This window comes from Streptomyces lavendulae subsp. lavendulae (assembly GCF_002803845.1).
GTDB classification, from domain to species: Bacteria; Actinomycetota; Actinomycetes; order Streptomycetales; family Streptomycetaceae; genus Streptomyces; species Streptomyces lavendulae.
Window position 1 is genome coordinate 374,332 of record NZ_CP024985.1, and the last position, 18,996, is coordinate 393,327.

Annotated in this window: 16 protein-coding genes, 3 pseudogenes and 1 riboswitch; of the genes and pseudogenes, 5 read left to right on the top strand and 14 right to left on the bottom strand. The window is 70.3% G+C overall.

Annotated elements, in window-relative coordinates; all coding sequences use genetic code 11:
* Window positions 1-18: 18 nt before the first annotated feature.
* From SLAV_RS01835 to SLAV_RS41440, 3 genes and pseudogenes are all read right to left on the bottom strand, one after another.
* Window positions 19-1,224: pseudogene (locus tag SLAV_RS01835) on the bottom strand (NAD(P)/FAD-dependent oxidoreductase).
* A gap of 239 nt (window positions 1,225-1,463) precedes the next feature.
* The gene (locus tag SLAV_RS01840) at window positions 1,464-2,132 is read right to left on the bottom strand and encodes a hypothetical protein (protein WP_234333444.1); all 669 of its coding nucleotides are present in this window, start codon (window positions 2,130-2,132) and stop codon (window positions 1,464-1,466) included.
* Window positions 2,123-2,833: an APC family permease gene (locus SLAV_RS41440; protein WP_030226683.1), complete on the bottom strand. Its 711-nt coding sequence runs from the start codon at window positions 2,831-2,833 to the stop codon at window positions 2,123-2,125. The genes SLAV_RS01840 and SLAV_RS41440 overlap by 10 nt, the downstream gene beginning before the upstream one ends.
* Before the next feature lie 6 nt (window positions 2,834-2,839).
* Here SLAV_RS41440 and SLAV_RS42100 point away from each other — a divergent pair.
* Window positions 2,840-3,001: pseudogene (locus SLAV_RS42100) on the top strand (HoxN/HupN/NixA family nickel/cobalt transporter); the annotation flags it as partial.
* An 80-nt stretch (window positions 3,002-3,081) separates the two neighbouring features.
* Here SLAV_RS42100 and SLAV_RS01850 read toward each other — a convergent pair.
* Together SLAV_RS01850 and SLAV_RS01855 are read right to left on the bottom strand one after the other, a co-directional pair.
* A complete protein-coding gene (locus SLAV_RS01850; protein WP_234333460.1) occupies window positions 3,082-3,462 on the bottom strand; it encodes an acyl-CoA thioesterase in 381 nt (126 codons plus the stop codon).
* 147 nt (window positions 3,463-3,609) lie between these two features.
* Window positions 3,610-3,832: riboswitch (cobalamin riboswitch) on the bottom strand.
* Between the two features lie 251 nt (window positions 3,833-4,083).
* Window positions 4,084-5,820 carry an amidase gene (locus tag SLAV_RS01855; RefSeq protein ID WP_030226680.1) on the bottom strand — a complete coding sequence of 579 codons (1,737 nt, stop codon included), beginning with the start codon at window positions 5,818-5,820 and terminating at the stop codon, window positions 4,084-4,086.
* A gap of 169 nt (window positions 5,821-5,989) precedes the next feature.
* Here SLAV_RS01855 and SLAV_RS01860 point away from each other — a divergent pair, with 169 nt between their 5' ends.
* The gene (locus SLAV_RS01860) at window positions 5,990-6,775 is read left to right on the top strand and encodes a TetR/AcrR family transcriptional regulator (RefSeq protein ID WP_078950141.1); all 786 of its coding nucleotides are present in this window, start codon (window positions 5,990-5,992) and stop codon (window positions 6,773-6,775) included.
* A 681-nt stretch (window positions 6,776-7,456) separates the two neighbouring features.
* On the top strand, window positions 7,457-7,621 hold the full coding sequence (locus tag SLAV_RS42105) for a hypothetical protein (RefSeq protein WP_159038054.1): 165 nt from the start codon (window positions 7,457-7,459) through the stop codon (window positions 7,619-7,621).
* Here the strand turns inward: SLAV_RS42105 and SLAV_RS01865 are convergent.
* The 4 genes and pseudogenes from SLAV_RS01865 to SLAV_RS01880 form a co-directional block, all read right to left on the bottom strand.
* Window positions 7,584-7,853: pseudogene (locus tag SLAV_RS01865) on the bottom strand (aldo/keto reductase); the annotation flags it as partial. The gene SLAV_RS42105 and the pseudogene SLAV_RS01865 overlap by 38 nt on opposite strands.
* An 87-nt stretch (window positions 7,854-7,940) precedes the next feature.
* A complete protein-coding gene (locus SLAV_RS01870) occupies window positions 7,941-8,273 on the bottom strand; it encodes a hypothetical protein (protein WP_030226673.1) in 333 nt (110 codons plus the stop codon).
* Window positions 8,270-9,199, bottom strand: a complete 930-nt coding sequence (locus tag SLAV_RS01875; protein ID WP_030226671.1) for a MerR family transcriptional regulator — start codon at window positions 9,197-9,199, stop codon at window positions 8,270-8,272. Before SLAV_RS01875 ends, SLAV_RS01870 begins: the two co-directional genes overlap by 4 nt.
* A 466-nt stretch (window positions 9,200-9,665) precedes the next feature.
* The gene (locus tag SLAV_RS01880) at window positions 9,666-10,364 is read right to left on the bottom strand and encodes an HNH endonuclease family protein (protein ID WP_063760249.1); all 699 of its coding nucleotides are present in this window, start codon (window positions 10,362-10,364) and stop codon (window positions 9,666-9,668) included.
* Between the two features lie 412 nt (window positions 10,365-10,776).
* Between SLAV_RS01880 and SLAV_RS01885 the strand changes: the two genes are divergently transcribed.
* Window positions 10,777-11,412, top strand: a complete 636-nt coding sequence (locus SLAV_RS01885) for a VOC family protein (protein WP_030226668.1) — start codon at window positions 10,777-10,779, stop codon at window positions 11,410-11,412.
* A gap of 174 nt (window positions 11,413-11,586) precedes the next feature.
* Here SLAV_RS01885 and SLAV_RS40780 read toward each other — a convergent pair whose 3' ends face one another.
* The 5 genes from SLAV_RS40780 to SLAV_RS01915 all read right to left on the bottom strand — a co-directional run bounded on the left by SLAV_RS40780 (window position 11,587) and on the right by SLAV_RS01915 (window position 17,503).
* Window positions 11,587-12,066 carry a hypothetical protein gene (locus SLAV_RS40780; RefSeq protein ID WP_158740503.1) on the bottom strand — a complete coding sequence of 160 codons (480 nt, stop codon included), beginning with the start codon at window positions 12,064-12,066 and terminating at the stop codon, window positions 11,587-11,589.
* Window positions 12,067-12,785: 719 nt separating this feature from the next.
* Window positions 12,786-13,514 carry an SDR family oxidoreductase gene (locus SLAV_RS01895; RefSeq protein ID WP_030226665.1) on the bottom strand — a complete coding sequence of 243 codons (729 nt, stop codon included), beginning with the start codon at window positions 13,512-13,514 and terminating at the stop codon, window positions 12,786-12,788.
* A 143-nt stretch (window positions 13,515-13,657) separates the two neighbouring features.
* Window positions 13,658-15,280 carry an MFS transporter gene (locus SLAV_RS01900; RefSeq protein WP_030226663.1) on the bottom strand — a complete coding sequence of 541 codons (1,623 nt, stop codon included), beginning with the start codon at window positions 15,278-15,280 and terminating at the stop codon, window positions 13,658-13,660.
* A gap of 733 nt (window positions 15,281-16,013) precedes the next feature.
* Window positions 16,014-16,787 carry a tetratricopeptide repeat-containing protein gene (locus tag SLAV_RS01910; RefSeq protein WP_335341785.1) on the bottom strand — a complete coding sequence of 258 codons (774 nt, stop codon included), beginning with the start codon at window positions 16,785-16,787 and terminating at the stop codon, window positions 16,014-16,016.
* 275 nt (window positions 16,788-17,062) lie between these two features.
* Window positions 17,063-17,503, bottom strand: coding sequence for a hypothetical protein (locus SLAV_RS01915; protein ID WP_051840397.1), 441 nt, complete (start codon window positions 17,501-17,503; stop codon window positions 17,063-17,065).
* Window positions 17,504-18,120: 617 nt separating this feature from the next.
* Here SLAV_RS01915 and SLAV_RS01920 point away from each other — a divergent pair.
* The gene (locus tag SLAV_RS01920; protein WP_030226657.1) at window positions 18,121-18,384 is read left to right on the top strand and encodes a hypothetical protein; all 264 of its coding nucleotides are present in this window, start codon (window positions 18,121-18,123) and stop codon (window positions 18,382-18,384) included.
* The last annotated feature ends 612 nt before the right edge of the window (window positions 18,385-18,996 follow it).

An 18,996-nucleotide genomic window follows, 5' to 3' on the forward strand; every position in this document is an offset into this window, starting at 1 on the left:
GGGGTTAACCTATGCGGGCTACGCGGCCACCCGTGCGGCGGCCCCGTTCTGCGCGGCGGCCAAGTGGTGCTTGCGCTTGGGCAGGCCGAAGGTCGGGTGCGAGGTGGTCCACAGCGACATCCTGACGATGCCCGCCTTGATCCGCGCCGCCTTCCGGCCGCCCACGTACTTCGGCTTGGCCTGCGCTTCCTGGTCGACCATCTGCAGGATCCCGTCCCGTCGGCCGAGGCTGATGTGGTTGCCCGGGTAGCTCAGCTTGACGTTCGCTGTCTTGCTGCCGGTCAGGCTTCCCACGATGGCCTTCATGGCCTGCATGCCGGTGAAGCCTGCCGAAGCGCAGGACATCGGCAGCGGGCGGCCGTTGTCGCCGATGGTGTAGACGCTGTCGCCGGCGGCGTAGACGTTCGGGTGCGAGAGCGAGCGCATGGTGCGGTCGACGACGATCCGACCGTCATCGGTGACCTGCAGTCCGGCTGCGGTGGCGATGGGGTTGACCGCGAACCCGGCTGTCTACACGGTCGCGTCGGCTGCCAGGGCGGTGCCGTCGGCGCACAGCGCCCGTGTCGCTTCGACGGCTTCGACGCTGGTGTGCTCCCGGACGCTGATGTCCAGTCGGTGGCAGGCCTGGCGCAGGTGGCTGCGGGCTCCGGCGGAGAGCGGGGCGCCCAGCTCTCCGCGGGCGACCAGCGTCACCGACAGGCCGGGCCGGGATTCGGCGATCTCTGTGGCGGTCTCGATGCCGGTCAGCCCGTCACCGACGACCAGCACGCTCCCGCCGCCCTCCCGCCCGCTCAGGCTGTCCAGGCGCTCGCGCAGGCGAAGTGCCGCCGGACGGCTGGTGACGTGGAAGGCGTGCTCGGCGACGCCGGGGACGCCGTGGTCGGCGACGTGGCTGCCGAGCGCGTAGAGAAGCGTGTCGTAGCCGAGCTCGCCGGCGACGTCGCCGTCGGCGTCGGCCACGGCGACCACTTGGCGCTCGGGGTCGACGGCGGTGACACGGGCCACGCGCAGCCGTATCGCCGTGCCCGCGAAGACATCGGCGAGCTTCGGAGCCTCGATCTCCTGGCCGGCCGCGAGCTGGTGCAGCCGTAGCCGCTGGACGAAGTCCGGCTCGGCGTTGACGACCGTGATCTCGGTGTCCGCCGGGGACAGCCGGCGGGCCAGGGTCCCGGCCACGTATGCCCCGGCATAGCCGGCGCCGAGGACGACGATGCGGTGCTTCATGTGATGCTCCTGTCAGTTCGCTTGGCTCTCGATGACCTGAGCGGAACAGCACCCCGATCCTGACAGGAACTGTGTGTGGCGTGGGTCACAGATCGGCGGAGGTGCCGTCCAACTGGCTCTGTCCACGAGTCCTGGTACCACCTACGCAGCCACCCTTCGGCCGCAGTACGCCGACCGGCCTGAGGCGCACGGCCGGTCCGCGGGCAAGCACAGCATTCACCCGGTCTGAGCCGTCGGGCTCAGCCGATGTAGGGGTTGTAGCGGCCCAGGCGTGCCAGTTCGCTGCGTGCCGCGCTCTCGGTGAGGCCGAGTGCGGCGCCGGCCTGACCGGGGGTGAGGTCGTGGAGGGTGCTGCGGGCGGCCCAGTAGCCGACGCGCCCGGCGGCGATCTCCATGCGGCGGGCGGCGCGTACCGCGGCGATCGGTGAGGTCTTCGCCAGCTTGTCGATCTCCTCCTCCAGCTGTTCCAGGAGCATGGTGATGGTGTCGGGGAGGGGGATCGTGGAGGTTTCGACGGTGGCGGTGTGCACGTCCCAGGCCCGCTCGCACGCGTCGGCCTGGCCGTCGCCGGCCTCGGCGAGATCCTGCTGGCCGATCACCTCCCAGTCCAGCTTCTGCTCGGGGCCCTTCCAACCGCAGGAGCACACCGCGCGCAGCGCCGCCGCCCGCGGGACCCGTGGGCGGCCGTCATAGACACTCCACTGCGACACCCGGTGACCGGCGGTTGCGGAGCCGGAGTCGAAGTACGCCGGCGCCGGGACGGTGCCGTCGGCCAGGAGGACCTCGACCGCACCCGCGTGCGACGCGCCGAACTCCTCCGTCATCCACGTCTCCCGCTCACCCATGACGCCCTCCCGCAACCAGCCGGTGAACCATCGCGCCCGCATCGAGCACTCGGCTACGACCATCCCGCAACCCGACCCGCACACGAGCCCAAACCCACGGATGAGCGAACGGACACCGCCCATGGTTGCTTTCCGCCCGGCACGGGGCTGGAGGGCCGTGCGGACTGTCGCGGGGCGGGAGGCGGGGGCGGGCACTGCCGGGTCAGGTCGGTGCGTTCGGTCGGGATCGGGGTCTGCGTCCGCGGGCTGACCCGTCGCATCAGCCGATGGGCCGGGAAACGCCCGTCGCGCGCCATCGCGGAAACGAGGCGCGCGCACGCCGTCAGGGTCACGATCCCGGCGCCGAAGAACGCGAACGTGATGGCGACCAGCAGCGCCCGCTCCATGACCGGACCGAGCTGGTCCCGCATGATGGCCGCGACCGGTGATCCGCTGGCGGGGATAAGCGGGATGTCCTTGATCGCGACGGTGAGCGCGATCAGGAACAACATGCCCAGGACTGCGGCCGCCACGACCGATCCCACGATCGCGCGCGGAACGGTGCGGTGCGCGTCCTTGGCCTCCTCGGCCAGGTTCGCCGCGGAGTCGAAGCCGACCAGCATGGCCAGGCCCATGATCATCGCGAGCATCAGACCACCGCCGACGGCGAAGTGGTCGGGAGCGTGCGCGGCGATCCCGCGTGAGGTGAGGTTGTCGGCCGCGCCGTCGCCGGTGACGAGAACAGCGACGGTGAGCGCGATCGACACCACCACGACCAGGGCCACTTCGGTGGCTTCGGCACCGCCACCGGGATCGCCCTGCCGGTGCTGGCCGGGACGGGCGCGGCCTCGGGGCTGCGCTGGCACGCGATCCTGTGCCTGCCCGTCCTCTTCGCGGCGGGCATCTCGCTGCTGGACACCATCGACGGCTCGTTCATGAACTTCGCCTACGGGTAGGCCTCCTGGGGCGGAATCCTGAGTCGCCGGGTCCGCACCCCGTTCTCGGGGTGCGGACCCGATGGGATCGTGCCTGGCTAGGAGGCGGCGGGGCCGTCGGCCGGATCGGCAGCGGTTTCGAGGGCCAGGACGGGGCGCGGCCGGCCTTCGGCGTCTATGGCGACGAAGGTCAGGCGCGCGGTGGCTACTTCGCTGGTGGGGCCCGAAGCGTTCCAGCGCTCGGCCCGGACGCGCACGCCGACCGTCATCGAGGTCCGGCCCGCTCGTTCCAGTTCGGCGTCGACGCTGAGGAGGTCCCCGGCGCGGACCGGGGCGAGGAAGGACATGCTGTCCACGGCCACGGTCACCGCGGGCCCGTCGGCGTGGCGGCCGGCCGCGGCGGCGGCCGCGTCGTCGATGAGCTTCATCACCACGCCGCCGTGGATGGTGCCGTAGAGGTTGGTGTCGTGCTCGCTCATGATGTGGGCGAGCGTGACCCGGGAGTCGTCTGGCTGCTTGGAGGTTCGTCGTTCTGCGGTGATGGTCGGTTCGGTCACGTCAACTCTCCTTCGCGAGTTGCGGCAGGACGGGCCTCGGCGCGGTCGCCGACGCCCCCGCATGCCGTTTCGGCGTGCGGGCAGCGGGCAGGTCTTCGGACTCGCGGGCACGCCTGCCGGTCTCCCGGCGGGCACCTACTGGCCGTCGCTTCCCAGACCCGTCCGGGTCCAGTGCGTATGACGGCGGTCGTTCCCGCTCACCGCTGCGGGGCAGTCCCGGATTCCCACCGGGTTCCCTCTTACGACGCATCCCGCCTGGCGGACGGGGCGAACCAGCTGCGCGCCCAGCCTACTCGCGCCCGCAACTGGCCTGACCAGGGGCATCCGCGCGCCCTCGCAACGGCGACAGGCCCGGCTCCACCGCGCCTACGAGCTGAGCGACCCGCGAGCCAGGTGCCCGGCGTGTCGGGGAAGGCCGAGGCGACGGCGGCCGGGACGGAGGAAGGGCCCCTCCCCGAACAGGGAAGGGGCCCCACCACGGCTCCACGGGCTGACCGTTTCCGGTGCCGGCTGTTGCCATCTGCCGCGGAGGCCTCCGTCAGGTCACTCCGCCGACAGCCGCGGCGTACGCGGCGGCACCGTGCGCCGGCTGCCGGTCTTCTCGAAGGCCGCGGCGAAGGCGAGGAGGATGTTGTCGTCGTAGGCGCGGCCTGCGAAGGTCAGGCCGACGGGCATGCCGGTGTCGGTCATGGTGCCCATGGGCACGGTCACCGTCGGGATGCCGAGGTGACGGGGGACCAGGTTGCCGTTCGCGACCCAGACGCCGTTGCGCCAGCCGAGGTCGGCTGAGGCGACGACGACGTCCATGTCGGCGGGGCCGACGTCGGCGACGGCGGGGAACACCACCGCGTCCAGGCCCAGTCCGTCCATCCACAGCTCCAGGTCGACCCGGCGCGTCTCCTCCAGCCCGCGCAGTCCCTGCTCCAGGTGCGGCATGTCGGTGAGCGACGCGTACGGGCGCTCGCGCACGAAGCGCGGGTAGTCGCCGATCGTGTCGTCGAAACCGTCGTACCGGTCGGGCAGTTCGCCCTCCCCCTTGGGCCAGATGGCGGTGCCGTCGACCGCGGCAAGGGTGGAGAGCGCCGGGTCGCCGTTGGCACGCAGGAAGTCGTCCCAGGCCCAGGCGGACAGGTCCTCGATCTCGAAGGTGAGGAAGTCACGGCTGACCAGCCCGCGGGTGAACAGCGAGGGCGCCCCGGGGCGGTCGGACTCGTAGTTGGTCACCACGGGGAAGTCGACCTCGACCACCTCGGCGCCGGCGGCCTGGAGGTCGCGGCGCGCGGCTTCCCACAGCGCGATCACCGAGGGGCGCGTGTCGATGCGCTGCCCGGTCTGCCCGCCGATGCCTCCGTCGGGGTTCGTTCCGGCGCCGGGGTCGGCGTTGATGTACATCCTGGGCACGCCGACGCGCTTGCCGGCGAGCGTTTCGGACGCGGCCGAGACGTCGGCGGGCGCGAGGGCCGGGTAGGAGGCGGGCCGTACCTGCGAGGCGGAGGGCAGCGCCACCCAGGGCTGTGCGCGCCACAGGTCCCCGCGCGTGTGCGGGTCGTCGGCGACGATGACGTCGAGCAGTTCGAGCAGGTCGGCCATGGTGCGGGTGTGCGGGACGACGACGTCCATGGTCGGTACGAGCGGCCAGTTGCCGCGGACCGAGATCACGCCGCGGCTGGGGGTGTAGGCGCACAGCGCGTTGTTCGACGCGGGGGCGCGGCCCGAGGACCAGGTCTCCTCGCCGAGGCCGAACGCGCCGAACGACGCCGCCGTCGCGGTGCCGGAGCCGTTGGAGGAGCCGGAGCCGTAGGCGCTGGTGAGCCAGTCGGCGCTGTACGGGCTTTCCGCGCGGCCGTACACGCCGCGCTGCATGCCGCCGTTCGCCATCGGGGGCATGTTGGTCAGGCCGATGAGGACGGCCCCGCCCGCGCGGAGCCGCTCGATGGCGAACGCGTCGCGCTGCGCGACGAGGTGCTCGAAGGCGGGGGAGCCGGAAGCGGCCGTCAGGCCCTTCGCGAGGTAGCTGTCCTTCGCGGTGTACGGGATGCCGTCCAGCGGGCCGAGGCACTCGCCGCGTGCACGGCGGGCGTCGGAGGCCTCCGCTTCCGCCCGGGCATCCGGGTTCATCACGACCATCGCGTTGAGAGCGGTGGCCGTACCGGGCCGGTCGTAGGCGTCGATCCGCGCGAGGTAGGCGTCGAGCAGGGCGACCGAGGTGGTCTCACCCTTCTCCAGCGCGGCGCGCAGGTCGGCGATACAGGTCTCCACGACATCGAATCCGCGCGTCATGAGGGTGTCTCCAGGGTGGTGGGTCGTACAGGACGGGCCGCCGGCCGTCGGGGCGGCTGCGCACATCGCCGCCTCCTCACGTCCTGACTAGATTTTCAGTCTAGACTAGGGTTCTAGATTTCCGGAACCTAGACTTGGGGTCTGGATTTCCGGACCCGAGAGTGAGCCCATGCCGACGTCAGAGACCGAGCGCACGCCGACCGACCGCGCGCCGAGCGACCGCGCCGTCCCGGTAGAAGGCGTGATCGGGACGGCGGACGCCGAGGCGGGCGCCGCCTACCGGTCCGCTGACCGGTCCGCTGACCGGTCCGCTGGCGGATCCGCCGACCGGTCCGCCGACCTGCCCCTGGTCGACAGGAAGCGTCAGCGCAGCGGCGACGAGGCGCGGGGGCGGGCGATGCGGGCCGCCATCAGCGTCATCGCCGAGAAGGGGACGGCGGCCCTGCGAATGTCGGACATCGCCGAGCGGGCCGGCATGAGCACCGGGCACATCCTGTACCACTTCGGCAAGAAGGACCGGCTCCTACTCGAAGTCCTCGCTTGGAGCCAAGCGGACCTCTGGACCCGCTACCAGGAGGCCGCCGACCAGGCCGGATCCCCTGCCGAGAAACTGGACCTCTTCGTCCGCTTCTACCTGCCCCGCCACCAGGGCGACGAACGCTACGCGCTGTGGACGCAGGTACTGACCCAACACCACGACGAAGCGGGCCGGCGCATCCTCACCGCTCTGCTGGACGGCTGGGACGAGCGCCTGGAGGCCGTGGTCCGCGAGGGCCGGGAGCTGGGGCAGTTCGCCGACGTAGACCTTCCCGAGTTCACCATCCGGGCCGTGGCCATGCTGAGCGGGCTCTCCGAAGACGTGATGTTCGGACGCTCTCGTTGGCAGCACACGTCTGTACACGCGTTCGCCCTGTCCGCCCTCGAACGCGACCTTCGGCCTACCAGCCGGCCGTGACGAGCCGGAAACCCGCTGATCCTTCCGAGCTCACGGGCGAAGGCAGACGTGCCGCGCCTCGTGGTGAGGGAGTCGATCCCGCCCATGCAGCGAGGGCAGCCGGGAGTGGGTGCGTGAGCGCCTGACCGAGGTGGATGCGTTCTGCGCCGAAGACGACGGGCGCCAGATCATCCTGGGGCTTACGGCGAGGCCGCAGTGGCGGGACGCCGTCGAGGCGGGGATGATCGCCCCCGACGCCCCGGCAGCCGAGGTCGCGCTGCTGACGCTCGTCACGGACAGGTACATTGACGCACCCGACAGTGACGGCTGGAGCGTATCTCTCGGGTCTGGCCGTGAGTCCGTCAGCAGTGGCCGCGCCCACTCCGTTGATGGGAGGGGGTCGCCCAGGGTGACGGTCACAGTGCCGCGAGCGCCTGAAGCGGGGACCGTCACGGCGAAGGCAAGGACGAGGGCGCTTGCGGCGGTGACGAACGAGAGTCCGGCCCCGCGGCCGAAGGGCGGACGGGGCATGGAGACCTCCAAGGCGCGCTGCGAAAGCGTGATGCGCCTGATCAGAGGCCCGACTACCGCCCCGCCGAGCGCAACGCCCGGCACCTCGCGGGCGGCAGGTCTGCATAACGTGGATGCTCGTGTACGACACCGATGCCGAGGTTGGCACGTTCAACTCCCCGCAAGGGCTCTATGTTCGACACCGAAGACGTGGGCGTGTTCCTCGGCCTGGACGTCGGCAAGACGACCCACCACGGCCACGGACTCACCCCTGTTCCCCCCCGCGCGCCGGGCGGGCCTGCGGCCGCCCTGCGGCTGGACCCCGACGCCGGTGGCGACAGCCGACCTTCGTGGTGATGACCGGCCCGTCCGCGTAGGGGTACAAGGCCTCCGCGAGCAGCTCCTCGTTGGCTCCCCAGCCGTACATGTGGGCGGTATCGATCAGGGTGACGCCCAGCTCGACGGCCCGCCGGGCGACCGCGAGAGAGCCTTCTCGGCCGGTACCCGGCTCACTCTGCAGCCGCATGGCTCCGAACCCGAGGCGCCATACACCCAGATCCCCGCCGATGCGAAACATGGTCGATGCCATGCCGTCTGCGCCCCCTCGATCAAGTCCCGAAAGCCAACAGCGCGGTTGGCCCCGGAGCGAAGCGTGCGCCACAACACGCAGCCCAGTTCAGAGAGCCGTCCACGGCACACGGCAGGTGTGTGGAGCTGCCCCCTCCGGGCACAGGGCCGCGATCACCGCCTTGCGGAGGAGCCTCCGCGTCCGAAGCGAACACACCAAGCGCACGCGAAACTCCGTCACCTGCCGGGCGCCACTGCTGCGGGCAGGATGTTCCACGGCCCACTGCTGTGCCAGGAAGTCATACGCGTCGACGGGCGACGTCTCGCTCACGCCCACGATGCGGGCGCTGCGGGCGGACACGGCGTTCTTGACGAGCGCCCTGGCCCAGGCCAGCCCTTCCGCGTCCGCGTACAAGCCGAACGTCAGGTCGCGCGTCCTCATGCCGCCGCCCCGGCGAACCAGGAGTGAACGGGCGCGAGTGTGGATGACGGAGGCCATCCGTTGACCGTCGCCAGAAGCCGCCAGTAGCGCTCCACGAGCGGTTCCGCTCCCGTTCGCAGGCGTGCGAGGAGCCAGCGGCGCAAATCGCTCTCCTCGGCACTCTCGAACGCGCGGGCGTAGAGCTCTCCCAGCAAGCCGGCCAGGGAGGCGTCCCCTGCGGGGGCCGAGAGCAGACCGGCGAACACGGCCTCGTCGATCCGTTCGCGCATCGCCAGGTCGAGGGCCCCTTGCAGCGCGATGACATCCCTCCGAGAGAGCTCTTCCACCTGGTTCCCGGCCGTCCGCTGCATCGCGGCACGAAAGTCCGTCCTCTGGCAGAGTCCGGCGAGTTCCACCCAGGCGTCGATCTGTTCAGGCGTGGGGTCTTCAGGTAGTTCGGGCAGTGCGGATCGCACCAGGCTCACGAACTCGGGGTTGGTGTGGTGGAGGCCCGCGGAAGCGGCGTCGATGAAATCTGCCACGAGTCGGTGGCGTTCGGCCCGGGAAAGCGTGGCAAGTCGGTGCATCAGGTTCATCTCCAAAGGGGTGGGGCAGCCGCTTCCGGCGACCGCCCGAAGGAGGCCGCGGCGCAGGCACAGAGTGCGGATCTGCACGTCCAACGCGTCGGCGTGCGCTTGCGCGACCTCCGACAAGGAGGCCTCCCGGTCGAGCACCTGACGCACCGTGGCCAAGTCGAGCCCCAGTTCACGCAGTGTGCGGACCAGGTCGAGGCGGGCGAGCGCGTCGGGACCGTAGAGCCGGTATCCCGCCGGGCTCCGGTCGGTCGGCGGCACGATGCCCCGGTCCGAGTAGAACCGGATCGTCTTCACCGTCAGTCCGGTCCGACGGGATAGCTCGCCGATGGAATAGAGCGTGTCGCTGTCCATGCCCCCCAGCCTCCAACCTCCCCCTACGGGAGACTCAACCGGGGCCGACGCCTGGCGCTGCTGCAAACCGCGCTCCTGGAGCACGCCGCGGCGTACAGCCACCAGAAGAGCGGGGTGCTACGCCCGCCCCGCCCCCTGCGCGTCCTGTGCGCGTACGGCCTTCTCGAAGGCCGTACGCGCACAGGAACGTCTTCCTACCAAATATCATCCGCGCATACTGCATCACCGTCTGATCCGGTGAAGACGCGGCCGGGGGCGGTGTCTGACGGGACCCGGCCGAGACGTACGGGAGGACGGCCAAGGTCGCACGAGACGGGCCCGCCTTCGCTGAGACCGGCGGCTACCTGTTGCGCAGCGACTCCACCGTCGATGACGTTGCCGTTCGAGCAATTGCTGGCGGGCGTTGGCACCGCCACCGAAGTTCGAGTCGTTGTCGGCGGGCGCCAACGCCTCAACCAGGCCGGCCTCAGTCGCAGGTGTCGAGCATGACGTTCAGCTGGTCACGCTCGGCCGCGGTGATGTTCAGCCGGTACACGTGCTTGATGTGGGTCCACGCCCGGGAGTACGTGCACCAGTAGGCGCGCGACGGGGGGCTCCACTGGTCCGGGGACTGGTCTCCCTTCGACCGGTTCGACGCCGCGGACACCGCGATCAGCTGCGGGTTTTCGAGGTCGTTCGCGAACGCCTTGCGGGTGGGGGTGTCCCATGTGTCCGCGCCCGACCGCCATGCGTTGGCGAGGGGCACGATGTGGTCGATGTCGACCTGAGAAGCCGCGGTGAGCGTCCTGTCGTCGTACGGGGAGAACCAGGCGCCGGACACCGCGCGGCACTGCTCGTCACGGACCACGTCCTGGCCATCCCGGGCCAGGACGATTTCCCGGGTGTCGCACTGCTGGCCCTGCTGGGCCCAGTGCGGGAACCTCGCCCGCGAATACCCGGCCATCGAGTGCGGGGCGTCAACGGTGAGCGCGGCGAGCTCGGTCCGGGCGACCGACGCCGGCGGTGCTTCCGGCAGATCCCGCCGGGCGGCAACCTCAGCGGGAACGAAGACAGGGCCCGCGGACGGTCGGTGCGCGGCAGCGTGGGAGGCGGGAGCGGTGGTGAGCAGGGGCAGGGCGGCGAGGACGAGCGCGGGCAAAGCCCGCGACATCAGGTTCTTGATCACTGCCCGGTGATACCGTCCGGGACGCCACAGCCGAGGGAGCCCGGGGCCGGGGCTCACTCCGCCAGGTCAGCGGATTCACCGGTAGGAACGCAGCGCCTCATCCGCCGGGGCTGGTGAACTTCTCGGCCTTCCGGGCTGCCGTCTGCGCCCCGCGTGAGCATCCCAGTCCTACGGATTCCGATCGGCGGCGATCAAGCGGAGCTCGTACACCGGGAGCGAGCGGGGCTGCTCCCGAGCCTCGCGCAAACAGCGGCGCCCTCTTCAAACGCAAGGTGATCACGGAGAACGGCGACCACGACCGGGGCTCCGGCCGGTTGGGGATCCACGGCCGTGACGGACGCGGCCGGGGCGGCGGGCGCGACTGCAGGCGTGGCGTCAGGATTTGTGCTGGTTGTCGGGTGATGATGGCGACGTGCGACTTGATCACGTTTCCTACGCGGTGGCCCGCGACAGCTTCGTCTCGACCGTCCAGTGGATTGGATCGGCCCTCGGCGCCGGGTTTGTCGACGGGGGCGTGCACCCGCGATTCGGCACGCGCAATTTCATTCTCCCGCTGAGCGGCGGCACGTACGTCGAGGTCGTCACCACACTCGACCACCCCGCCGCCGACCGCGCGCCCTTCGGCCAGGCGGTCGCGCGCCGCGCTGCCGAGGGCGGCGGCTGGCTCGGTTGGGTGGTCTCCGTCGACGACATCTCCCCGGTCGAGACCCGCCTCGGCCGCACCTCGGCCGAGGGCCACCGTGTCCGCCCTGACGGGTTCGACCTGCGGTGGAAGCAGATCGGCCTGCTGGAACTACTGGAGGACCCGGAACTGCCGTACTTCCTGCAATGGTTGGTCCCCAACGAGGAGCGCCCCAGCGCCGACCCGCGCACCTCCACCACCATCCACGGGGTCTCCATCGCCGGCGACGCCGCCTCCATCGCCGATTTCCTCGGCGAACCGGCCGACCACCCACTCGACCAGATCGACGTCACCTGGGTCGAGGATGAGGAACCGGGCCTGATCTCGGTCGAGTTCGCCACCGCCCACGGCCCGGTCACCATCTGACCAGGGCCTCGGGACTGGCGACGTCCGACGTCGCACGTACAGGTGTCGCGCATTCCTCATGAGGACGGCCTGGGTGTCACCCCTGCGCGGCCCCCGCCAGTCGGGGCCTTCGGACTGGCTTCGTGCTCCTGGCCCATGCCGAGGGAATCCCGGCAGCGCAAGCTCAGCGACTGGTCAGCAGGAGCTGGGGTCCGGCGCGCCGTTGCCTCCGGTGGCATAGTCGTGAACGGATCCACCGGCAGCGTAGCGACAGGTGCGACCGTTCTCGTCGTAGACGTCGGCGTATGCGAACCACATGTCAGGCTTGGCGGCGTGAATGTCGATTCCGCCGGAGAAGACGTCCTGTGAGACGAACGCGTTCTGGTCGACGGAGCGGTCGGTGATGGCCGGATAGTTCTGCCAGGACATGGCCATGACCACGACATGGGCGTTCCGGTGGGCGTTGCGATACGCGCTCGACCACTGCCAGTGAGCCATGACCTGGCCGTTGCAGGTGTTGTACTCCTGCTCGACCTGGCCCGCGTATGACCCCCCAAGGGTGTAGTTGCCGGGGGAGCCAATGTTGATCCAGCCGCATGAAGCCGATCCGACGGCAGCGTGAGCGGTGCCGGCGACCGCGGTCCCGGCGGTAAGGGCTAGCACGGCTGCAGCCACGGCGACTGGCCTGAGCACGCGACGAAATACGGACACGGTCCCCCCTGTCGTGGTGATGAAGAGCGCTGGCGATCGGTCAAAAGCCTAGGGTCGGCCGTCTCTGCCGTACAGGCACCCGAGTGGACAACGTTGGTTACCAACGCCGTTGAATGGAAGGGGTGTTGAGAGTAAAGGCAGTCTCAGCAGGTGGCGACGCACCCCGGCTGTACGGCTTGACAGAGCCATGGGAAACAAATGGCCCTTGGGATGCGGAGAGTCAGGCCCCGTTTCGGTGGGCGCGAGGGTGCCCCCGGCTGTGGTCGGTGGTGGCCTGGCCGATGGCCCTGTGCGCCGAGACCTTCCCTCGCAGCGACGGGCCGTGACCGTGCGCTGGTGAACGGCCCTCACCCTCAACGACCGGGGCCGGCGCACCTTCGATGCGGCCGGATCGTACGGGCAGACCTCCGTCCGCCGTTGCCTCGTGGCGGCTGCACGTGCGGGACCGCAGCCTGAGACCGGGCATCGCCGGTGGCGGTGATCGTCGCCCGCCCGGTCCGGCGACGACCGCTGGCGCGGCGCGTCGTTGGGCCACGCCTGGTACAGGTGCGGATACGGAGCAGCCGCACGGGAGCGGCCGCCTGCCAGCCAGTCCCCCGGGCCGGTGACGGTCCCGGGAGCGCCTGTCGGCTGTCTGGATCGCCGGCGTCTGGCCGACCTGGAAGGCGGAGGGCGCGAGCGGTTCAGGCGAGCCAGTCGGCATAGCGGGTGGGGGCGAGGTGGGCGTCCTTGTCTGTGAGGACGTCACCCTTGACGACGGCGAACATTCCGGCGGCGGGGTCGGTGACGACGGTGCGGCTGTCGGACTTGTGGGACAGGGTGAGCCGGCCCAACTCGTCCAGGGAGAAGACCTCCGGTCCGGCGATGTTGCGAATGCCTCCCAGCGGGGTGCCGGCAGCGACTGCCGCCACCGCGGCGGCCACGTCCTTGGAGGCGATCGGCTGGATCGGCGTGGCGGGCAGCCGCACGGTGTCGCCGTCGGCGGTCCAGGACAGGATGGCGTCGATGAATTCCATGAACTGCGTCGCGCGGACGATCGAGTAGGGGATCGGTCCGGCCGTGAGGATGTCCTCCTGGAGCACCTTGGCCCGGTAGTAGTCCAGCTCCGGCACCTGGTCCGCGCCGACGATCGAGAGAATGACGAAGTGCCGGACGCCGCCCTCCCGGCCTGCGGCCAGAAGGTTGTCCATCGAGGTCTGGAAGAAGGCCAGGGAGGCTTCGTCGAAGGTCGGGGAGTTCGTCAGGTTGACGATGACGTCGGCCCCCGCCACCGCCTCGTCCAAGCCCTGGCCGCTGATGACGTCGATTCCGGTGGACTGCGAGTGCGGCACCGCCTCGTGCCCGGCGGCGTTCAGATCCGTGACGACCTGCGACCCGATCAGCCCGGTACCGCCGATGACCGCGAGCTTCATGACATGCCTTCCGTCGGCAGGTGTGTCTGGAATATGAGATATGACCCCTATGTTGCCTTTGATATCAGGCCTGGGCCGGATATCCAGCCAACGTGTTGCTTGACCGGCTTCCCCAAGGAGAGGCCCGGCGACCGGCTGATCTCTCAGGCTCCCGGTCCGCTCGGCCTCTCCGTGGCGGCGGAGGCGGAGTCCTCGGTGTAGTAACGCAGCAGGAGTTCCCGCTCGGCGTCGCGGTGCGGGAACATGAAGAAGATCAGCAGCGCGCCCAGGGCGATCGCGGCCAGGCCGACGGTGTACGCGCGGTCGTCGCCGTGGAGGAACGACTGGCGTGCTGCCGCGACGATCTGGTCGGCATACTGGGGGTGCTGCTGGGCGACTTGCCCGGCGGAGGCGAACGACTTCGTCAGCTCGCTCTGGACCTGGTCCGACACCTTCTCGCTTTCGGGGGAAGCGGCGATCGCCGCGCTGAATGCCGACGCATAGCCGGCTGTGAGGAGCACGCCCATGACGGACTGCATGACGGCCCCACCGAGGTCCCGTTGCAGGTCGGCGGTGCCTGAGGCCATGCCGGCCCGTCGCACGGGCACCGATCCGGTCAGCGAGTGGGATGCGGGCGTCCCTGCGAAGCCGGCGCCGATGCCGATGAGCACGTAGGCGAGGCCGATCTGCCAGTAGCGGCTGTTCTCGCCCCAGAACAGCAGCATCCAGGCGAAGGCGAGGAAGAGGAACGCGTAACCGAGCAGCAGGGTCGTGCGGGCGCCGCGCGCCTCGACCAGCTTCGCGGACTGCGGTGCCACGAGCACGATCATCACGACGAGGGGGAGGATGGCGGCGCCGGCTTCGACGGGGTTGTATTCGAGCACGTTCTGCAGGTACTGCTGGCTGATGAAGGCCGAGCCCATCATGGAGCCGTACACGATGATTCCCGCGCATGCGGCGACCCAGAACGTGCGCCGGGCGGCGATGTGGAGGTCGTACAACGGGTTGGGAGCCCGGCGCTGACGCCAGAAGAATGCCGCTCCGGCAGCCAGGGCGATCACGACGAGGCCTACTACCAGTGGCCCCTGGCCGGGGAGGGCGGCGAAGTTGATCGCCAGCACCAGACCTGCGATCAGGAGGACGGACAGGATGCCGCCGAGGTTGTCCACCGGTTCGGTCGACTCGTTGGCGTGCGCGGGAACGAACAGCAGGGCCATGACCAGCGCGACCGCGGCGAGGGGCAGGGTGACCAGGAACACCGATCCCCAGTAGAAGCGTTCGAGCAGCGCGCCGGCGATCACCGGTCCGAGCAAGGAGATGCCGCCGCCCAGGGCCGACCACAGCGCGATCGACTTCGTCCGCCCCGGCCCCGACCACAGGGCGGTGATCAGCGCCAGGGTGGTCGGGTAGGCCATCCCGGCCGAGAGCCCGCCGAGGATCCGGGCCAGCACCAGGACGGTGTCGCTCGGCGCGTACGCGGCGAGCAGGCACGCGGGGACGGACAGGGCGAGGCCGAGGAGCAGCAGCAGCTTGCGCCCGTGACGGTCGCCGACCGCCCCCAGGTAGAGCACCGACGCGGCCAGGCCGAGGGAGTACCCCACGGCGATCAGGTTCAGCGTGGCCTGGGAGGAATCGAAGGCCTTCCCGATCGCCGGCAGCGCCACGTTGGCCACCGACAGGTTCAGGTTGGCCACCGCGGCGACGATGATCAGGGACGCCAGAACAAGCGACGCCCGCGCCGGGGCCTCACTCGGAACGTCGATGCGAGGTGCGCCGCTTTTCGACATGGAACCTCCGGGGCGAAGTTGGGCTTCGCGAGAGTCATACCTGATCCGCCGTGCCGCACATCACCTTCTCGGGATGACACGCCCACCGTCCCGGAGGCCTGGTCCCGGGTTCGCAGCAGGTACATGGAGTCGCTGATGTCCTCGTAGGCGTCCGGGTCCAGGCCAGGGTCTCCCTGGACCAGTCCTTTCTCGAAGAGCGCGAGGAGGGGTACCCAGGGTCCGGCATCGGCGAAGCAGCCGGTGGCGCCGTCGGTCTTGAAACCGGAGATCTGGTTCTCGATGAACAGCCGGAGTCGCCGTCGGGCCTGAGTGCCATCTCCCAGGTCACGGCGGGGGCCTTGCTGACGAGCAGGCGGACGGCCGTGGTGTCGGTGTGCGTGACCTCGCTCCCCTCCCACTCACAGTGGTAGGTGTGTCGGGCCTGCGCCTCCTCTGTCATCTCGGGGTGGTATCCGTACGTCACCCGCACCCCGGGCCGGAACAGTTCACCGATCGGTTGCCCGCTGCCCGGTACACCACCACGGACGGAAGCCCCCTGCATCCCGCTCAGGGCCTCTTCCACGGATATCGGCCGCCAGGGGACGCGGGTCTCCGGATCCCACGCCTGCGCGTACCCCACCTCGACCACCATGGCCGCTGCCCGCTCGCGTACGTTACGAGCTGCAACATAGCCGCCACCTGTGACAACTCTCCGGCTGTCCGGGCAGAACGGCGAACCGGGCGAACGGCGAGCTCAAACGCCGTCGATGCGGGCGAGCAACGCCTCGGCCTCGGCGGTGCGGCGGTGGTCCGGGCCGAAGGCGGCCCGGCAGGCGTCCTGGGCGGCCGTACCCAGCCGGCGGCCCTCGGCGTCACGCCCCAGGCCGTGGAGGGCGGTGGCCATGGCCAGCTCGACGGCGCCGATTTCCGGGCGGTGCTGCTCCTGGGGCAAACGACGGCGCAGCTCGTCGGCGCGCTCCGCCTCGGCGAGAGCCTCCTCGTGGCGGTCCTGGCCGTTGAGGCTGCGGACCAGAGCGAGACGCAAGACCAAGGTGAAGCGGTCCGGTACGCGATGAGCGGCAAGGGCCTCGCGCGCCAGCGCCTCCGCCTCCGGGTGGCGGCCCAGCGCCGTAAGGGCGTAGATCTGCCCATTGCGCGCAGCCGTTGCTATGAGCGGCATGTCCGGCCCTGTGCCGCGTGCTGCGACCCGGGCGACTGCCGCGCACTCTGCCTCGCATTCGGCGTACCGGGCGAGTGAGCTCAGCGCTTGGGCGCGGTCCGAGCGCAGTTTCAGGGTCTGCGGTTGTTCGGCGCCGAAGATCCTTCCGAAGACGGGCAGCAGTGCATCGTACGTGGTGACGGCATCGGCATGGCGGCCCTGAGCGCCCGCAGCGAGTGCGGCGATGCCCAGTGCCAGCGGCGCGTACGTGTCGTCGCGCTGCCCGGAGCGGGCCGCAGCCACGGAGCGCGCCTCGGCCTCGGCCTCGGCATAGCGCCCCGCCTGGTACAGGGCCGTGGCCTGGGCCAAAGGGGTTCTCGTCGTCTGACCGGGTTCACCTCGGCCACGCCACCGAAAGAGTTTCATGCCCAGAGCATACGAAGGCTGCGAACACCCACTCGGCAAGGGTTGATGTGTGGGTCCCCGAGCCCACCGAGGGGGCTCAACTCGGGCGCTCAAGCGGGCCACATGGGACAGTCGCGGGTCGGCCAAGTTGCCCACCTCGGTCGACCACCTCTCCCGAAGCCGTCGACCGGCCCCGGGAGAGGTCCGCGCCCCGCCGCCGGCCGCCCGTTCGCCGGGGATCAGGGACCGGTGACCCTGACGAGCTCCAAAGTCACCGGTCCGTCCACGTCCGGATGCAGGTACACCTTCCTCGGGCTCGCCGTGTAGAGCTGGATGTCGCCCATGTCCCGGCCGCCCCCGACCTCGTCGGGCTCCAGGTACACGAAGTTCGAGGGGGTGGCACTCCAGGTGCCGCCGAAGTCGACGGGGGCGGCACTCCCGCGCCCCCTGACGTCGCTCTTCGAGATGCCCACGGCGGAAAACCGGCCGCCGACGTGCAGCCGAATCTCCCCGCCCGTCTCGCCGTCGCGGTACACCCCGGGCAGGGCGTCCGGATCGACGTTGGCCGCGCCTGGACTCCAACACCCCGAAACGAACACCGCCACGAACGCGACCAACACGGCGACGAACCCGCTTCCGCCCGTCCCCCTCGTCCTCACGGTTCGGCCCCCCATGTCCACACGCCCTCTCTCCCACGACGGAACGGCAGGTCTGCCGCCACGCGCCGCTATTTGAACACGCTCAAAATTTGAGCCGTTCCCCGGGCCTTCGGCCGAGCACCACCTCACCCCTATGAGCACGGGGACCCTCGCCCCACACCGGGTCCGCTACCCCGACGAATGGGCACAGCTCGCCGCCGCCCAAGTCCGAAGTGCTGCCAGCGAAGCGGTTCGGGGACGCCGGGTGGACCGTCCCCGGCAGGACCACAGCCTGCGGGAAGGTGCGAGGCATCGGCCGAACTGCAAGGATCCGTGTTCTGATGTCCTGCCCTCGCACCGGCTGCCGCTGGACCTCTACTGGACCGTCAGATGCCTTCCCGGGGCCCGTTGCTGTCGTTCATGCGTGGACATTAAGGGCGTCGGCCCTCCCACGACCTGCCTGCACGTCCGCGCTCCCCCATGCGGCAGGCCGGCCCTCCACCGCCGCCAGTACGCGGCCCGAACACACCCACCCGCCCGGGTACGCGATGATGACCCCGAAGTGGTCTGGCGTTCCCCTGTCGGCCGTCCACCGGAAGTGGAGTACAGGGATTCATGCTCGGGCAGTGGACCCGGGACGGGAGAGGGCAGGCGGCGGGATGAGCACGACGGATGACCGGGTGTACTGCGGCGACGAAGGCCACGTGGTCCGGCCCGCCCCGGGCCGGGTGTACGTGAGGCTGGCGGGTGGCCCCCTGGACGGTCACCTCCTCGACGTGACCAGCCTGTCCCTGCGGGAGTGGGCGGAGGGCGTACTCCTGATCACCGACCGCGGACTGTACGGGCCCGGCGGCCGAGCCCTGTACAGCCCCTCCGAAGCCGACCCGGGAGGCCCCTTCCGCTGGGAAGGCGACACACCCTGAACCGGCGGGGCCGGGATGGCAAGCCTGGCCTGGTACGGCATGTGCTCGAAGCCGCCGAAACGGTCCGGCTACTGCTCGACGACCCCGGGTCGTGGGGCAACCCGCCGGGCCGGCGCAACCGCGGGGTTGCGGCTGGCGGCCAGCACGCTGCAACTCTGGGGCAAGGGACCGCATTCCTCAGATCATCCGCGCGAGCGGGGCCGAGCCGGAAGTCTGTACGGCCTGCCCGGTCGAGTGCACCGCCAGCGCCTCCGCACTGAGCCGACCGAAGGGGTCGCCGACTTCAGGGTGCAGACGAGTCGGAGCTTTGCAGAGTGGATCACCTGGAACGGCAACCGCCGGCCAAGTGGGCGTTCGATAAGCCTCGTCAGTCGGGGATGGATTCCTTCCACTTCAGGCAATGGCGACCGAGATGGAAGAAAGCTGCCACCTCCCCCTCAGGCGCCACCGGCAAGACGGCGGCAGCCCAACGCCGCCGCACTGCTCTGCACGCTGTACGTCGGCGGCTTGCGCGACTGGAACAACGGCGGATGGTTGCGCATCACCAGCGGGGGAAAAGGGTGGTACGGACTTCAACTGCGGGGGAGACCGTTCACGAAGCCCTGCAACAAT